Origin of the sequence: Calothrix sp. FACHB-168 (genome assembly GCF_963889195.1) — a bacterium.
Taxonomy (GTDB): domain Bacteria; phylum Cyanobacteriota; class Cyanobacteriia; order Cyanobacteriales; family Nostocaceae; genus Aulosira; species Aulosira anomala_A.
Genome location: NZ_CAWPNJ010000017.1, coordinates 75,956 through 92,753 on the forward strand (window position 1 = coordinate 75,956; position 16,798 = coordinate 92,753).

The 16,798-nt window shown below is 39.0% G+C and carries 14 protein-coding genes; 8 read left to right on the top strand and 6 right to left on the bottom strand.

The window, feature by feature from the left end; genetic code table 11:
* The first annotated feature begins 36 nt into the window (after positions 1-36).
* The 3 genes from AACW45_RS09765 (at position 37) to AACW45_RS09775 (ending at position 5,804) form a co-directional block, all read left to right on the top strand.
* Entirely contained in the window at positions 37-606 is a 570-nt protein-coding gene (locus AACW45_RS09765; RefSeq protein ID WP_190632797.1) for a heme NO-binding domain-containing protein, read from the top strand.
* Positions 560-4,513 carry a response regulator gene (locus AACW45_RS09770; protein WP_242045499.1) on the top strand — a complete coding sequence of 1,318 codons (3,954 nt, stop codon included), beginning with the start codon at positions 560-562 and terminating at the stop codon, positions 4,511-4,513. The genes AACW45_RS09765 and AACW45_RS09770 overlap by 47 nt, the downstream gene beginning before the upstream one ends.
* Positions 4,514-4,607: 94 nt before the next feature.
* Complete coding sequence (locus AACW45_RS09775; protein WP_190632798.1) at positions 4,608-5,804, top strand: PP2C family protein-serine/threonine phosphatase; 1,197 nt, start codon at positions 4,608-4,610, stop codon at positions 5,802-5,804.
* Here the strand turns inward: AACW45_RS09775 and AACW45_RS09780 are convergent.
* The 5 genes from AACW45_RS09780 to pssD all read right to left on the bottom strand — a co-directional run bounded on the left by AACW45_RS09780 (position 5,779) and on the right by pssD (position 8,697).
* Positions 5,779-6,102 carry an STAS domain-containing protein gene (locus tag AACW45_RS09780; protein ID WP_190632799.1) on the bottom strand — a complete coding sequence of 108 codons (324 nt, stop codon included), beginning with the start codon at positions 6,100-6,102 and terminating at the stop codon, positions 5,779-5,781. The genes AACW45_RS09775 and AACW45_RS09780 overlap by 26 nt on opposite strands.
* A 149-nt stretch (positions 6,103-6,251) precedes the next feature.
* Positions 6,252-6,722: an ATP-binding protein gene (locus AACW45_RS09785; protein WP_190632800.1), complete on the bottom strand. Its 471-nt coding sequence runs from the start codon at positions 6,720-6,722 to the stop codon at positions 6,252-6,254.
* Positions 6,723-7,733, bottom strand: a complete 1,011-nt coding sequence (locus AACW45_RS09790; protein ID WP_190632801.1) for a sugar transferase — start codon at positions 7,731-7,733, stop codon at positions 6,723-6,725.
* Positions 7,730-8,245, bottom strand: a complete 516-nt coding sequence (locus tag AACW45_RS09795) for a glycosyltransferase (protein ID WP_190632802.1) — start codon at positions 8,243-8,245, stop codon at positions 7,730-7,732. Before AACW45_RS09795 ends, AACW45_RS09790 begins: the two co-directional genes overlap by 4 nt.
* The gene (pssD, locus tag AACW45_RS09800) at positions 8,242-8,697 is read right to left on the bottom strand and encodes a PssD/Cps14F family polysaccharide biosynthesis glycosyltransferase (protein WP_190632803.1); all 456 of its coding nucleotides are present in this window, start codon (positions 8,695-8,697) and stop codon (positions 8,242-8,244) included. The genes AACW45_RS09795 and pssD overlap by 4 nt, the downstream gene beginning before the upstream one ends.
* Before the next feature lie 429 nt (positions 8,698-9,126).
* Between pssD and AACW45_RS09805 the strand changes: the two genes are divergently transcribed.
* From AACW45_RS09805 to AACW45_RS09820, 4 genes are all read left to right on the top strand, one after another.
* Positions 9,127-10,158 carry a glycosyltransferase family 2 protein gene (locus tag AACW45_RS09805; protein WP_190632804.1) on the top strand — a complete coding sequence of 344 codons (1,032 nt, stop codon included), beginning with the start codon at positions 9,127-9,129 and terminating at the stop codon, positions 10,156-10,158.
* A gap of 231 nt (positions 10,159-10,389) precedes the next feature.
* Positions 10,390-11,319: a glycosyltransferase family 4 protein gene (locus AACW45_RS09810; RefSeq protein WP_190632805.1), complete on the top strand. Its 930-nt coding sequence runs from the start codon at positions 10,390-10,392 to the stop codon at positions 11,317-11,319.
* A gap of 31 nt (positions 11,320-11,350) precedes the next feature.
* Entirely contained in the window at positions 11,351-12,646 is a 1,296-nt protein-coding gene (locus AACW45_RS09815) for a lipopolysaccharide biosynthesis protein (RefSeq protein WP_190632806.1), read from the top strand.
* 21 nt (positions 12,647-12,667) lie between these two features.
* Positions 12,668-13,699, top strand: coding sequence for a glycosyltransferase family 2 protein (locus AACW45_RS09820; protein WP_190632807.1), 1,032 nt, complete (start codon positions 12,668-12,670; stop codon positions 13,697-13,699).
* 82 nt (positions 13,700-13,781) lie between these two features.
* Here AACW45_RS09820 and AACW45_RS09825 read toward each other — a convergent pair whose 3' ends face one another.
* Positions 13,782-14,987 (bottom strand): glycosyltransferase family 61 protein, encoded by a 1,206-nt coding sequence (locus tag AACW45_RS09825; protein WP_190632808.1) that lies wholly within the window; start codon positions 14,985-14,987, stop codon positions 13,782-13,784.
* A 779-nt stretch (positions 14,988-15,766) separates the two neighbouring features.
* Here AACW45_RS09825 and AACW45_RS09830 point away from each other — a divergent pair.
* Positions 15,767-16,786: a polysaccharide biosynthesis/export family protein gene (locus AACW45_RS09830; protein WP_199331106.1), complete on the top strand. Its 1,020-nt coding sequence runs from the start codon at positions 15,767-15,769 to the stop codon at positions 16,784-16,786.
* Positions 16,787-16,798: the final 12 nt, after the last annotated feature.

Genomic DNA, 16,798 nt, shown 5'->3' on the forward strand with positions numbered 1-16,798 from the left:
GCGTATTAATACTGAAAATAATCAGGAGTTCAGCCAATGTACGGACTAGTCAACAAAGCAATTGAAGACATGATTTGCAAATACCACGGTGAAGATACCTGGGAAACAATCAAGGAAAAAGCGGGACTTGAGGATGTTGATTTTTTTTTGGCGATGGATGCATATTCTGATGATGTTACCTATCGTTTAGTGGAAGCGGTTTGTGAAGTCTTAGGAATGCCTGCACATGAAGTACTCAAAGCTTTTGGGGAATATTGGGTAACCTATACTGCAGAAGAAGGTTATGGAGAACTTTTAGCCACTGCGGGAAATTCCTTACCCCAGTTTATTGAGAATTTGGATAACCTCCATGCGCGGGTGGGTTTGAGTTTTTCCGAGCTGCGCCCCCCATCTTTTGAATGCGAACACACCAGCGATCAATCTCTGCATCTTCATTACCAATCTAGCCGCCACGGATTAGCACCGATGGTAATTGGTTTACTCCACGGATTGGGGAAACGCTTTCACACTGAAGTAGATATCACCCAAATTAGTTTTCGCGATCGCGGTGATGCTCACGATGTCTTCTCGATCAAGTACAACGATTCTCACGCCGATGACAAATAATCAGGTTACTGAGTTCAGAAAATTCAGTCTTAGTGCCGACCAATTTGCAGCTTTGTTTCCCTTCCATCTGGTGATAGATCGCCAACTGAAGATTGTCCAGATGGGTGAGGTACTACAGCGCATTTTAGAACCGATTAAAATTCTTGGTAGTTCCTTAGATGAACATTTCCGGATTAATCGGCCTAGCTGTCCATTTAGCTTTGAAGCGATTAGTCAACAAACGCGATCGCTATTTCTGTTGCAATCTCAGCATAAAGAAATGCAGCTCAAAGGACAAATGGTAAATCTAGAGGATGGCGATCATCTGATGTTTCTTGGCTCTCCCTGGATTACAGAGATTAGCGATCTCAAAAAACTCGAATTGAGCATCGATGATTTTCCTCTCTATGACTCTGTTTCCGATTATTTATTTCTTTTACAAGCAAAAAATTCTGCCCTTGCAGATGCCAAAAAATTAACCACCAAACTCACACAACAACGTTCCGAATTAAGAGCCACAGCTTCGCGACTGCGAACGCTGATTGAAAGTTTACAGGTAGGTATTTTATTGGAAGACGAGAACCGACATGTGATTCTCGCCAATCAAGAGTTTTGCGATCTATTTAGTATTCCCCTGAAGCCAGAAGCTTTACAAGGAACGGATTGTCGCCAATCAGCCGAGATAAGCAAGCAACTTTTTGCTGAACCGGAACGCTTTACACAGCGCGTCCAGGAGATGTTGAGCAACGGTGAAATAGTTATGAATCAAGAATGGCCACTCCAAGATGGACGCATTTTTGAACAAGACTATATACCCATTATTGTCGATCATAAATTTTATGGACATTTGTGGAAATATCGCGATATTACCCAGCGCAAACAATCAGAAAATGCTCTGAGGTTAAGCGAAGAACAGTTAAAATTAGCTCTGGATGCAGTAGATGAAGGACTTTGGGACTGGAATTTAGCGACTGGAGAAGTTTATCGTAGTCCTCGCTGGTTCACCATGCTGGGGTACAATCCACAGGAGTTGGCAGACGATATTAAAGTTAGAAATCAATTAATCCATCCTGAAGACCAAAAGATAGTACAACAACGGCTGATCGATCACATCAAAGGTAAAACACCTTATTATGAAGCCGAAGTCCGCTTACTCACCAAATCTGGGGAATGGAAGTGGATTTTGGATCGGGGTAAGTTGGTGAACCGCAATTTTTCAGAAAAATATTTGCGGATGGTAGGAACCCATCTAGATATTACCGCCCGCAAACAGTCAGAAGCCGAGCTACACCAACAGTACCAACGCGCTTTACTACTCAAGCAAATTACTGAAGAAATTCGTCAGTCTTTGCAGCTGGAAAAAATTCTCCAGACAACAGTAACGGAAGTACAGCGAATTTTGCAAGCCGATCGCGTTTTGATTTACCAAGTTCATGCTGACGGTTCTGGTAAAGTTGTCCAGGAAGCAGTAATTCCTGGCTGGTTAGTTACTTTAGACCAAGATATTTACGATCCTTGTTTTCATAAATACCAAGGCTTGTATCGTCAGGGAAGGATTACAGCCATTTCTGATGTAGAGGAAGCGGGTTTACAACCTTGCCATGTAGCATTTTTACAGCAGTTTCAGGTGAAAGCGAATCTGGTTGTACCGATTATGGTACGGCAAGATTTGTGGGGGTTATTAATTGTGCATCAATGCGATCGCCCCAGACAATGGACGGAATTAGAGTTAGATCTCGTCAAACATCTCGCCGATCAAATGGGTATCGCCCTGACTCAAGCCCAATTACTCACCCAGGAAACCCGCCAAGCCCATTTGTTAGCCCAGCAAAATAAAGAACTCAGCCAAGCTAAACAAGCAGCTGAAGCAGCCAATATGGCTAAGAGTAACTTCCTCGCCACTATGAGCCATGAAATCCGCACGCCGATGAATGCGATTATTGGCATGACAGGATTGCTCTTAGATACTCCCCTACAACCGGAGCAACTTGATTATGTCGAAACCATCCGGAACAGTGGGGATACATTATTAACGATTATCAATGACATTCTCGACTTTTCTAAAATTGAGTCTGGCAATTTAGAACTAGAAGAACAGCCTTTTGATTTGCAAGTTTGTGTGGAGGAAGCCTTAGATTTACTGGCTCCCCAAGCAGCCTTGAAAGGCATTGAACTGATGTACCAATTCCAACCGCGTATGCCAACGCTAATTATTGGTGACATTACCCGCGTGCGCCAAATTCTCTGGAATTTAGTCAGTAATGCCGTTAAATTCACCCAACAAGGTGAAGTTGTCATTACTGTCACCGTACAGCCGCAAATTATCGCCCAGAAAGCCAATAATAGCGATCATGTATATTATGAATTTCTGTTTGCCATCAGCGATACAGGTATTGGCATCCCACGCGATCGCTTAAATCGATTATTTAAGCCCTTTAGTCAGGTTGATGCTTCCATGACTCGACGTTATGGCGGTACCGGCTTAGGATTAGCCATCAGCAAGCGCCTCAGCGAGATTATGGGCGGCAAAATGTGGGTAGATAGTCAACCCGGTCAAGGCTCTACCTTTTATTTCACAGCCACCCTCCAAGTCGATCCTTCTGCCATTGAGAATGCTTGGAATATCTATCCCGAACTGCTGGGTAAGCGATTGCTCTTCGCCACAGGTAACGCCAATTTACGCAAATGCTTAACTTGTCAAATTCAAAGCTTGGGAGTTTATGTCAAACCAGTAGAATCTAGTACAGCAGTTCTACAGTTAATGGCAGAAAATAGTTTTGACATCGCTATCTTAGATATTGATAGTCTCGACTTGCATATTGCCGATTTGACAGCTAAAATCCGGGCAATACCAACACAACAGGATTTACCTTTGGTCATGTTGAGCTTTAAAGGTAAGCAAACTGTAGAAATTAAAGAGGTAGCTACTGAATTTGCTGCCTTTTTGCAGAAACCTGTGCGACATTACCAATTGCACAACACCCTATTACAAATAGTGCGTGGTAACTGGTCTACTCGACGCATCAGTCAGAAAATTACCCTTCCTTCTTATTCCCGCTTGCCAACACCAAATTTACCCAACATTGATGCTCAGATGGGACAAACTTTGCCCCTGAAGATTCTCTTAGTTGAGGATGTGTTAGTAAATCAAAAGATTGCTTTGAAGATGTTGCAGCGCTTAGGTTACCGCGCCGATGTGGCTAATAATGGGCTGGAAGCTCTAGAAGCCTTGCAAAGGCAACTTTATGATGTTGTGTTTATGGACATCCAAATGCCAGAAATGGATGGTTGGGAGACTACTATCCACATTCGTAAGGAATTGTCTGAAAACACCCAACCTTGGATTATCGCCATGACAGCCCATGCGCGTCCGGAGGATCGGCAAGAATGCTTAACTGTGGGTATGGATGATTACGTCAGTAAACCCATTAGTTTAGAAGCTTTAGAAGCAGTGCTGAAAAAGTTTGATATTGCCGCACATCTAGCAGCAGCACCCCCAGAATTGACAGATGTACCGGAATCTGCATTGATTTCTACATCTCCAGAACCGGATCTAGAATCGGATGTTCCAGAGCTAATTGAGGTCATCGATGGGCGTTTTCTCCAAGAACTGCGTGCTATGGCGGGTAGTGATGGCGACGCTTTAATTGCTGAGTTGATCCAGGTTTATTTAGAAGATACTCCAGATAAAATCCAGACAATTAAGGATGCAGTTACCAAGGACGATCGCTCAACCATAGAAAAAGCAGCTCATGCTTTGCGATCGCCTAGCGTCAGTATTGGTGCTGTGCGTCTAGGAAATATTTGTGAAACTCTAGAGAATGGTGCCAAAGAGCGATCGCTAGATCAACTTACAGGACTAGTTAATCAGCTAGAGAAAGAGTATAGTAATGCGATCGCGGCTCTCCAAAGCCGGAATTTCCTCTAATCAACCCGCCCCTAATAAAAATTGTACAGACGCGATTCATCGCGTCTCTGAAAAATAAAAATTGTACAGACGCGATTCATCGCGTCTCTGAAAAATGACAACAATATCTAATTCACCAATAAAAATTTTAGTAATTGATGACGATCGCGTTATTCAACTAGTTTTAAAGCAAACTCTCCAAGCTCAGGGATATGAAGTAATTCTCGCTAACAATGGTCTGCAAGGCGTAGAACAAGCTTATAAACACCAGCCAGCCTTGATTATTTCTGATTGGCAAATGGAAGAAATGGATGGTTTAGAAGTATGCCGCAAAATTAAATCTGAACCTTCTTTATCAACCACATTTTTTATTCTCCTCACCTCACGTAAAGCTGTGGAAGATAAAGTAGAAGGTTTAGATACAGGTGCAGATGACTTTTTAAATAAACCGATTGAAGTCAATGAATTAAAAGCTAGAGTTCGTGCAGGACTGAGACTATACCAAACAAATCAAGAACTGAAAAAAGTAGCCCAAGATTTACAAATCCAAAAACAGCTGCTCGAAGCAGAATTAAATGAAGCTGCGGATTATGTCAAATCTATTCTTCCCGCACCCATAACAGGAGCAGTGACCATCAATTCTCAGTTCTTACCCTCCCGTCAATTGGGAGGTGATTGTTTTGATTACTATTGGTTAGATAGAGATAATTTAGTCATCTATCTTTTAGATGTTTCTGGTCATGGATTAGCCGCAGCCCTACCTTCCATTTCCATCCATAATTTATTGCGATCGCATTCTCTCCCCACAGCCAGTCTTTATAATCCATCTGAAGTGCTACAAGACTTAAATCAAGTCTTTCAAATGGATCAACATAATTCTCAATACTTTACTATTTGGTATGGGGTTTTTAATCTCAGTTCCTCTCAATTAACTTACTCTAGTGCCGGACATCCTCCAGCTTTGTTATTTTCACCCTCAACTGACTCTAGTTTAGAGGTAAAACAATTAGTCATCCGGGGTTTACCCATCGGCGCATTTACTCAAGCTCAATATCACAATGCTGTATGTGATATTCAAGCTGGAAGTAAACTGTATGTTTTTAGCGATGGCGTTTATGAGGTAGAAAAAGCTGATGGTAACATGTGGAATTTTAATGGCTTCATTAATTTATTAACTGTGTGCAATCAACAATTTCACACTAGTGTTAATCAGATTTCCGAAGCAATCAAAAATGTCACAGGTAGTCAAATATTTAACGATGACTTTTCTTTATTAGAAATTGAATTTAAGCCGGAGTCATCTGTTCCATAAACGCAGCTTGGTCAGGTAAAACCTCAAAAATAGTTGTTGTATTGCTGAGTTCTAAAATCATTCTAATTTGTTCGTTAATCGAACAAAGTACTAGCCTACCTTGTTCTTGTTGTACTGTCTTTAGCATTGACAGCAGAGTGCCAAATCCAGAACTATCCATAAAAGTAACAGCTTGAAAATCTAGCAAGAATGTTTTGGCACCCGCCGCCATCAATTTACTCATCTGTTCATAGGTTTCTCGACCTTGTTTACCATTAAAAATTCCGGCTGGCTGAATAACTTTCACTTGCTTTTCCATGAGTTTGATTGCAAAGGTAAGATCCAATAATAGAATAAGATGCAAAAACAAAGTTAAAACGCAAACAGTAAGCTATAGCAATCCTAAATGAGCCATCAATACTTACTCCTCCTTGTCCATGTTGATAAAAACTAATACCAACTCAAAATTTACCGAGTAATATCTTTCTTTAATAACAGGCAGTTTTTATCCCCCGCTTCCCGCGTATAACTAACAGTCCAACCGTAATCTCTTTTAAGCCGTAAAAGAAAAATACAGCCCCAGTGAGCTTCCCGATCTAAAGGGTTAAAACTGCCATTACTCGTTTGTTGATTAAGCTCTTCTAAAACTGCTTCTAGGTCGAAAATATCACCGCAATCCCAAATATAAATCTGGAAAGATTTGGAGTCAATTGTCGCTGCTAAGTCAACAGGAGTTTGTGAACTCAGGTGGCTGTGAGCGTGACGTACCACATTGGTAAAGCCTTCAAGCAAGGCAGTTTGACCTTCTATCCACATTTGGTATGGTAGATGCTTACTGTTAAATTGATCAAACCATTCTACAACTATTGCCATTTCATCTAAATCGCTGGCAACTTGTAAAGCAGAATGATGCAGAAATGAATTTGTTTGCAGTGACATTTAGACTGCCCCAGAATCTTTTTGGAAAAATACAGTAATTGTCTTGAAAATTAACTTTAAATCATAAAGTAAACTCCAATTATTTTGATAACGTAAATCGAGTTCGATTACATCCTCAAAGTTACGGATTTTTGAGCGCCCATTAACTTGCCACTCACCGCTAAGTCCAGGTTTGACATCTAATCTTTGCCAATTAGCAATTTCATATTTTTCCATTTCATCAGGAGTAGGGGGACGAGTACCAATTAAGCTCATATCGCCGATGAGAATATTCCAAAATTGGGGAAATTCATCTAAGCTAGTTTTGCGTAAAATGCGTCCAACACGGGTGATGCGTGGATCGGCATCATTTTTGAAAAAAGCACCAGATGCTTGGTTAGGAATAGTTGCTTTCAGTGCTTCTGCATTTGTCACCATTGAGCGAAACTTCCAAATGCGAAACCGTCTCCCCATCCAGCCACAGCGAGTTTGGCTAAATAATACAGGCCCAGGACTATCGAGTTTAATCGCGATCGCAATTGGCACAAATAAAACAGCAGTGAGCATTAAGCCCAAAATTGCACCGATAATATCAATAGCGCGTTTAATTGGCGATCGCACCGACGGATGGGTTAAGGGGGGACGCTGCTCAACTTTGCGGTTTAACGTCGGGATAATCGCCTCTGTATTAGCTTCAATCTGAAATATCTCTTCTAAACCTACCAAAGAAAAAGCCAGTTGTACCTGGGGTTGCACGCTCCAAAAGACTAATTCAATATTTTTGGCCTGTGCAGATTTATGGTTCGTGATCAATGCACCAACGCCACTACTATCAATCAGTGCAGTCTGGCCAAAGTCTAAGATAATTTTTTTGATTGTATCCTCTTCCAACCAAGTCTGAAACTGCTTACGGAAGGAAACAGCCTCAATCACAGTTAATCTGGCAGGTAGCTGGACTAAGAGCAGACTACCTTTACGAGTCGTCTTGAGAGATGCTGTAGTTGTAGTTTTCGTATTAGTTTGAGAACTCATAATTTAGACACACCTACTGACAATTCGGGAAAACTTTCACCAAAGCGAGCTTGTAGACTATTGCAAAGTGCGATCGCACTCGCTGTAGACACATCTGCAATCGATATCTGTTCGGGAGCCTCAATAAATCGCACCAAATCTCCCGGCGACCAAGCTATAGGTACATTCAACTGCGAAAGTGCTAACGCTAGTTCTACTTGATGATCGTCAACATGTTCCCCATATCTCTGGCTGCGAGGTACCAAAATATAAGGTTTATCCAAAGAATCCAATAGCAGTAAAGTTCCTTCGCCACAATGAGCAATCACGATTCGCGCCTGCTGTATCAATTCCTGAAATTGCTCTTCTTTGACAAAACGATAAACCCTCGCACCAGCAGGTAAAACGGCGTTAGAACTGCCATACTGCACCACAACTTCCTCATCAATGAGTTGTGTTTGCAGTAAAACCTCAATCCAAGACATCAAACGGTTGAAAGGATACTGTTCCGAACCAACTGTGACAAAAATCATAGACTTTCCTGGGGAATTATCAGTTCAGCTTGGGGATAACGAGCTTGTAGTTGAGGCCATTGCACATATAAGACGCTCAAAAAAGGCAAAGTTAACCTCGCAGATAAACTTAACGTCTCAATTCGCGTCACAGATTCAATAAACGCTGTTTTACAACCTAACAACTTACCCAAAATCAAAAAAGGTACAGCAACTCCTGCACCTGTAGAGATAATCAAGTCTGGTCTAGTTTGGTTAATAACTTGAAAAGCTAACAGCAAATTCCGGAAAAAATTCGGTACATTGCGATTAGTTGGACTAAAAGCCCAATACACATTTTCTTCGGACAAAGCTGCTTGTGTAGTTGCGCTTTTAAAAGTTACCCAAACCCGCTCATGCGGTTCCCAAAACGGACGCAATTGCTGCAGACCTTTAAAATGTCCTCCAGAGGAACAAACTAATAATACCTTCATAGATAAAGATAAATTTCCCTGAAAATGCTATTTTGTGGTGATAAAAGTCAGATTCTACCAATTTCTACAAAAATCTTGGTGCAAAATTATTGAACACCTTTTTTGAGAAGTTATAAATTGCTTCCTAACTTCTCACTTATATACCTTTATATACTATTTCACAACTTTCTAGTATTATCCAGAAAATTTTAGACATATTTGCTACAAATTTTTCTGGAAAATATAGCAAGTATTTACTCTTGAGGCGGGATAAACCTTCTGTATTTAGACAATCCACAGATAAACACACTTAATGGAAAACAATATATTTATTTAGGTAAAAAGTACTAAATAAAACGTTGTCAATTACGCAAAGATAAGTGTATGCACCGATGTAGATAAACATGATTTTATTTAATCTGTAGAGACATTAGTGTTATTAATTTGACAATGAGTGGTCATGCTAAAGTTTCTGTGATTGTGCCTGTCTATCAAGTAGAGAAGTACATCCAAGAAACAATTAGTTCAATTTTGCAGCAGACATGGCAGGACTTTGAGCTATTAATTATAGATGACGAATCACGCGATCGCAGTATCGAGATTTGTCGAGAATTTACCGATAGTAGAATCAAAATCATTAGCCAAAAAAATCGCGGATTAGCAGGAGCAAGAAATACAGGGATTCGCCATGCTCAAGGGCAATATTTAGCTTTCCTAGATTCTGACGATTTATGGCTACCACAGAAATTAGAAAAGCATCTACATCATTTAGAAAATAACCCAACTATCGGTGTTAGTTTTAGCCGCTCTGCCTTTATTGATGAACAAGGAAAGCCATTAGGTATCTATCAAATGCCTAAACTCAAAAATATCAGTGCTAGCGATTTATTCTGCCGCAATCCTATCGGTAACGGTTCAGCCGTAGTTATTCGCCGGGAAGTTTTGCAAGAAATTAAATTTGCCAAGACTGTTGATGGCATCTTCGAGGACTGGTATTTTGATGAAAGCTTCCGTCAATCTGAAGATATAGAATGCTGGTTGCGCATCATTCTGCAAACTCAGTGGCAAATTGAAGGTATTCCCGAAGCTTTGACTTTATATCGTGTCAATTCTGGCGGTTTGTCTGCCAATCTCCTCAAGCAACTAGAATCTTGGGAGCGAATTATTGATAAAGCCAAAGTATACGCCCCAGAGTTTATTGCACAATGGGAAAATCCGGCTAGAGCTTATCAACTAAGATATCTAGCGCGACGCGCCGTCAGACAACGCGATAGTAAAGTTGCAGTAGAGCTAGTCAATCGTGCATTGATGACTCATTGGCAAATACTGTTAGCAGAACCTCATCGCACAATCTTGACTATATTGGCAGCTTATTTGCAGCGCTTTCTCCCGCAATCATTCTATTCGCAGATAGAAGCTCTCACTCTGCAAATTACAGGCGCTAACCAAAAACGCCAAATTAACCAAGACCAATTTGTTTAATTGCGTTCATCTTTATTCGTTAAATCTAGCAATTTTCACTCATCTTCTCTTCAGTTTCGCTTTTTTTCAATATTAGCCTAAGCGAAGTCGAAGGCTAACTCCATTTTTAGTCTTGGCTGTTAACTGCTGAGTTAACAGTCAAATTTTGAATGGTTAATTAATAATATCTGAGTTTTCACAATGAAGCCAAAAGTATTCAATTTGATCAGCGACACAAAAATGGGTGGAGTTATGTCTGTCCTCAAAAGTTTGACTGATTCATACTTAAAAAATAAATGTGATTTTGTTATCGGCTCTAGTGAAAAATTATCCGAGAGTAAATCATCATTTCCAGCCATTATCGTTCATGATTCCTGCAATTGGCAACGCTTACTCAAGTTATTAATCATCAAACTTAAAAACCCCCAAAGCAAAATAGTTATTCACGAACATCATTATTCTGAAGGCTTTGTGCAATGTAATGTGCCTAACAAATTTCGATTTTATTTGATGCTCAAGTTATCTTATGGTCTTGCTGACTGGGTAGTAGCTATTTCTTCTGGTCAACAAAAATGGTTGCAAGAAAACCACTTAGTTTCTGCGAAAAAACTAGTTTTAATTCAGCCGTGTCGAGCGCTGAATGATTTTTTCACAGTTCCACCAAAACCTATCGAAAAACCGTTAATTGTCGGAGCATATGGGCGATTTCATCCGCAAAAGGGATTTGATACTTTACTAGAAGCCATGAAATTAATTCCCGATTCACCGATTAAATTACGCATTGCTGGTGAGGGGGATGAAGAATCCAAATTAAAACAATTAGCTCAAGGATTGAATAACGTTGAATTTATTGGCAGAGTTGATAATGTACCTGAATTTCTCCAAACCTGTGATGCGGTAGCAATTCCCTCACGCTGGGAGCCAATGGGACTAGTTGGTATAGAAGCTAAAGCTGCGGGTAGGTTTGTGATTGCTACCGAAATCGATGGTTTAACTGAACAAGTCTCCCACTGTGGCGTTCTGGTTCCCCCGCAAGATCCAGAAAAACTCGCTCAGGCGATCGCCTCTATTCCTGAGCAAGATCTAGAAGCACTAGGTAAAATCGCTCGTCAATCAGTAGAAGGCGCTTGGGAGAAATATTTAGACGAATGGGATACTTTTCTCAGCCAAATAACTCAATAACTTCCCTCATATTTTTCAGGAATAAATCAAGATGAATTTGGCTAAAGATTTCACCAGCAAAATTAGATATAAACTCTCAGATAAATTTATTCAAAATTTTAGTTGGCTAGGGGGAGCGCAAATTGTCTATCGCTTTTTTCGGTTAGCAACTACAATCACATTAGCTCGGTTATTAAACCCTGTTGACTATGGTTTAGCCGCACTCGTATTAACTACCAATGAATTTGTTAATGTATTTGCCCAATCTGGCATTGACGTTAAGCTAATTCAAGCAACAGAAACAGAACTCAATGAATTATGTAACACAGCCTATTGGTTAAATTGGTTGATGTATAGTGGGATTTTTATCATCCAATGTATAGTTGCTTTTATTATTGGCTGGGCTTATGGCGACATGCAACTGATTCTGCCAATTTGTTTAATGGCAACAGTTTATTTAACCATCCCCATTGCCTTAGTACAATGTGTGTTAATTCAGCGCGAAAATCGTATGAGCGTTATAGCTGTAACTCACATGTTGCAGCTCTGCATTGATTGCGTATTAACCATTATCCTGGCTTTTATGGGTTGGGGAATGTGGGCGATTATCTTACCAAAAATCTTAGTAGCTCCTATTTGGGTATGGCGATGTTATGCTCATCATCCTTGGCGAGTCAATAGTAAATTTACATTAAAAAACTGGCAAGAAATAGTCAAATTCGGTCGAAATATATTAGGTTCTCAATTGCTAGGAACTCTCAGGAATAATATTGATTATTTCTTGGTCGGTACATTTTTAGGAGTTGAGCAATTAGGAGTATATTATTTTGCTTTTAATGCAGGATTAGGTATTAGCCTGGGTATTATTACAGCCTTTGGCTCGGCTTTATTTCCTTATTTATGCTCTGTCAGCAATAATCTTGAACGGTTAAAAGAACGATTCTTTAAAGGTTTGAAAACCGTTGCTTTAATTACAATTCCGCTCATCTTACTGCAATCCACTACATCACCTTTTTATGTACCCTTAATCTTTGGCCAAAAGTGGGTAACAGCAGGTGCAGTACCCATTTTAATTCTTATTTGTTTATCTGCTATTCCTCGTCCTTTTGGAGATGCAGCTTCCCAAATTCTGCGTGCAGTTAATAAACCAGATATTGATTTTAAATGGAATGTAATTTTTACAGCCATTTTAGTATTTGGTTTATTCGTAGGTTTACAGTGGGGTTTAGTTGGTGTCGCCGCCGCAGTTTTAATTGTCCATGTTGTCACCATACCTATCTTCACCCTTTGGTCGAGTAGATACGTCATCACCACCCATCCCGATACAATCTTTAAAACATCAATTTAAATCTCAAATGGGATAAATTATATGACGAAAATTTCGGTTATCGTACCAGTTTATCAAGTCGAAGCTTACATTGCAGATACAATCTCTTCAGTTTTGGCGCAAACATACTCAGACTTTGAATTATTACTTATCGATGATGGTTCCCCAGATAAAAGTATAGATATTTGTCGGCAATTTACAGATTCTCGAATTAAAATTATCTCTCAACAAAATAGAGGATTAGCGGGAGCTAGAAACACAGGTATTCGCCACGCACAAGGCGAATATTTAGCATTTTTAGATTCTGACGATCTTTGGACACCCGAAAAACTAGAAAAACATCTCATTCATTTAGAAAACTCACCTTCTGTCGGCGTTAGTTTTAGTCGCTCTGCTTTTATCAATGAGACTGGAGAGTTCATGAATGAATATCAAATGCCGCGACTCAAAGACATTACCCCATTCCATTTACTTCAAGGTAATCATGTTGGTAATGGCTCCGCACCAGTTGTGCGCCGAAAAGTGTTTGAGGAAATTAAATTTACTGCAAATTTGCATGGTACTGTCGAGGATTGTTATTTTGATGAAGCCTTTAAACGTGCAGAAGATATTGAATGTTGGCTGCGTGTAGCTATTCAAACCAATTGGCAGATTGAAGGCATCCCAGAGGCTTTAACATTATACAGAGTCAATTCTCAAGGTCTTTCAGCTAGTTTATTACAGCAATTTGACTCTTGGAAACAAGTATTAGAAAAAACTCGTTCTTATGCACCTGATTTAATTGCTCAATGGGAAAATTTATCTCAAGCATATCAGTTACGATATCTAGCAAGAACATCTGTAAGGTTACGCATGGGCGCTCTCGCCGTCAAATTGATTCACCAAGCAGTAAAAACACATTGGCCTATAGTATTTGAAGAACCTCGATTTACAATTTCTACTTTAGTTGCAGCTTATTTGCTCTGGCTCTTACCAAATAATCTTTATAATAAAATTGAGGTTTATGCTATCGAAAAAATGCGAATTTTACGCAGACAGCCCATTTTTTCAGATAAGCCAGGACTCATACAATAAACAGATTTATCCCATTAATGTCAGAAACGCGACTTTTTGAAAAAGTCGCGTTTCTGATAGAGCGAATTAATGCAATAGATTACTAAACGCTCATTTCTTTCACAATAGCTAATAATTTTTGAGTATCAACAATCATATCTGCATCATGAGTTCTTAAGTCACCTTTAGGAGAATCACCCAGCAACGCCGCATATTCAAACCCCAAGCCGCCGCATAGCTCATAATAAGATGCAACAGGTACAGTTTTAGCAAATAGTTCAATCAGTTTTAAGTTTTTAGAGAAGATAATATTAGTCAATCCTGCTCCATGAGGAGATATGATCATCTTGGCATTAGCAAATAAATGAACTTGTTCGGCAAAACTTAGATCCTCTGTCACATAATCTACAAAACCCAATTTTGCTAATTCTTCAATGACTTCTTGCTCGTTCACAACCTTTCTAACTAACGTATTGCGTCGTGAAACATAAATATGGGTAGGAGTTGGTTTAGCTTTAATATCTGCTGGGAGATTACTAATTATCTTTTCTGCTAACCAACGACAAGAAGCCGGAGAAACATGACAGTAAAATCCATCTTCATCTTTTACAGAACGACGAAAAGAAGGAACTAGTAAATTATTTACTAACATCCTTTTGCTATTCCATACTTGATAATCTGCTTCGCTATAGCCCAATAATTTTAAGCTATCTATCTGATACTGTTGTAAATTTGGGCGAATGAGTAATTTGATTTTGACACCAAATTTTCTTTCATACTCCATTACCCCTTCTAATCTGGTGAGACAATCGATGAGCCAATGAAAATAATTATTATCCCAAGGGCATACTAGAGAAAAGACTGTATCTTGATGTGTACAAGGAAAGAATTTTTTGAGTAACAGAGTTCTCAAAGATAAAATTCTGGATAAATGGTCTGCTGTATATTGAGGCCAGCTTGTTTCTAAAATAACTCTACCTTGACTATCAAACCCAGTAGCATCTTTTCCGGCTAGCTCCCCATTTTTGATACTGGCTACAAATGGTTGAGGAAATACCAGATTTTCAAATTCGGTAAATTTTTCGTGTTCTCTTACATTCTTTCTTTTGAGAGAACTAACCTCATCTGCGTCTTGAAAGAAAAATGGATTAGCCTTTAGTAAATCATTGCGATCTACTACCTGCATTCCTAATAATTGCAATAAATTAATAATAGGCTGACGTAATTTATATTTAAAACCACTCCGATACAAGGCTCTGTAAACGACTCTGAGAGGAACTATTTTCTTGAGTGTGGATTTTAATGACATTTGTTTTTCAGGTTAATTATACGATTGGTAAAGAAACTATATTTAAATTGCATAGCGGAAAACAATCAAGCTCTTATGCTAGGAGACATTTTGACCGCCAAAATTATGCAAAATAAATGTTGCAAAAACTTTCACCAGCTTCTGCATGATAATGTAAACAAAGAATGATATTTTCATTACACGATAAACTTTGAAGCGGCAAATGCTACTTTGATTAATGATTAGCTTACAGCACTATATTTATTAGCCTAAGCTGACAGAAAGACCATTCAAGTTAAGATGCCTTATCAGCACAAGTTAACTATTTTTGCTAACTTATCGCTAACTTATATAGGTCAATTACTATATATAAAATAAAGAAAATCCTCTCAAAATACATCAGCATTTTTACATAACTCACTGTATAATAAATAAAATTTTTGAAAATCTATCAATATAATTAGCTGATTAAATCTGATATGTGATTTATGTCTAATTAGTAGCTACTGCAAATTGCGCATTTATTCATCAAATTAAAATTACCGTAAATTTACGGTTATAGATATTAAGCATCCGCTTTTATAGTTATTATTACCGATGGCTGTTGGCTATGCTTTGTTTATTCTAAGAATTTTCTGGATATATAGAAGGATTTATAGAATAATCAGTGCATATAAATTTTAATAATATTCCGATTAATAATGTGATTCAATTCAATCTCATTAATTGAGTGAAATATTATTTATAGCCAGTTTATTATGCTTGATGATTTTTGTAACAAAGCCCTAAGGATTATCAATGTGGCTTTAACAACTCTGGCTTTAGGAACACCTTGTTGTGCCTTACCTCTTTCTAGAGGCGATCGCCTGAATATATTCATGATAGAGGGAGAAGGATTTAGCGGTAGTTACGTAGTTAATCTAGACGGCACGCTAAATATACCCTATCTCCAGCCTTTACTTGTAGAAGGTTTAGAACCGCCACAAGTAGAACAAGCGATTTCTCAGGCTTTACTGGCGGCGCGGATATTTAAACCTAATGTTCTTCAGGTGAGCGTTCAAGTTGTTTATTGGGCACCTGTGCAAGTTAGTGTTGCAGGCGAGCTGTTTCAGCCTGGTACTGTGTTAATTAATGCTGCCTCTGATGCTCAAGCTTCTCTGGCTCAACAATCGACTCAAATATCTGGTAATTATCCAAGCGATCGCTATCTCACTTCTGCTCTACGTTCAGCTGGGGGAGTGATGCCAGATGCAAATATCAAAGAAGTTCGCCTAATTCGTGGTAATCAAGAAAAAATTATTGATGTATCAGCTGTATTTACTGGTGAATTCTTTGATGATGTACCGTTGATTTCTGGGGATAAAATTATAGTTCCTAAAACTGAAAAATTTCAAAATGAGCTAATGCGTCCATCTCGCATTACTCCACCAGGAATTAAAGTATATATGTCTAATTTAACAGTTCCAGCTACTAGTAATTCAACTGCTTCCATTAATCAAGATTCTAGTAGCTTTCCTTATGGTTCTCGCTTCTCTCAAGCTGTAATTGCCGCAAATTGTGCCGGAGGAACTCGTTCTACTAATGCCCATAGACGAGCTACTTTAGTCCGCACCGATCGCATGACTGGTGAGACAAAATATTTAGATCGTCCTGTAGAAGAACTGTTGCGAAAGTCCCACAATGATATGGATAATCCATTCTTAATGCCTTACGACGGTGTTATTTGCTATGATTCAAGGTTTACCAATATTAAAGATTTTCTAAATACTATTGGTGGGTGGATATCACCATTTTTATTACCATTTTCTATTTTTAAATAAGCTTAATATATT

Coding starts and splice junctions, on each gene's coding strand:
- AACW45_RS09805 (WP_190632804.1), top strand. CDS start 9,127: ATGAGTGGTCATGCTAAAGTTTCTGTGATTGTGCCTGTCTATCAAGTA.
- AACW45_RS09780 (WP_190632799.1), bottom strand. CDS start 6,102: ATGGAAAAGCAAGTGAAAGTTATTCAGCCAGCCGGAATTTTTAATGGT.
- AACW45_RS09820 (WP_190632807.1), top strand. CDS start 12,668: ATGACGAAAATTTCGGTTATCGTACCAGTTTATCAAGTCGAAGCTTAC.
- AACW45_RS09810 (WP_190632805.1), top strand. CDS start 10,390: ATGTCTGTCCTCAAAAGTTTGACTGATTCATACTTAAAAAATAAATGT.
- AACW45_RS09785 (WP_190632800.1), bottom strand. CDS start 6,722: ATGTCACTGCAAACAAATTCATTTCTGCATCATTCTGCTTTACAAGTT.
- AACW45_RS09775 (WP_190632798.1), top strand. CDS start 4,608: ATGACAACAATATCTAATTCACCAATAAAAATTTTAGTAATTGATGAC.
- AACW45_RS09765 (WP_190632797.1), top strand. CDS start 37: ATGTACGGACTAGTCAACAAAGCAATTGAAGACATGATTTGCAAATAC.
- pssD (WP_190632803.1), bottom strand. CDS start 8,697: ATGAAGGTATTATTAGTTTGTTCCTCTGGAGGACATTTTAAAGGTCTG.
- AACW45_RS09795 (WP_190632802.1), bottom strand. CDS start 8,245: ATGATTTTTGTCACAGTTGGTTCGGAACAGTATCCTTTCAACCGTTTG.
- AACW45_RS09825 (WP_190632808.1), bottom strand. CDS start 14,987: ATGTCATTAAAATCCACACTCAAGAAAATAGTTCCTCTCAGAGTCGTT.
- AACW45_RS09770 (WP_242045499.1), top strand. CDS start 560: ATGTCTTCTCGATCAAGTACAACGATTCTCACGCCGATGACAAATAAT.
- AACW45_RS09815 (WP_190632806.1), top strand. CDS start 11,351: ATGAATTTGGCTAAAGATTTCACCAGCAAAATTAGATATAAACTCTCA.
- AACW45_RS09790 (WP_190632801.1), bottom strand. CDS start 7,733: ATGAGTTCTCAAACTAATACGAAAACTACAACTACAGCATCTCTCAAG.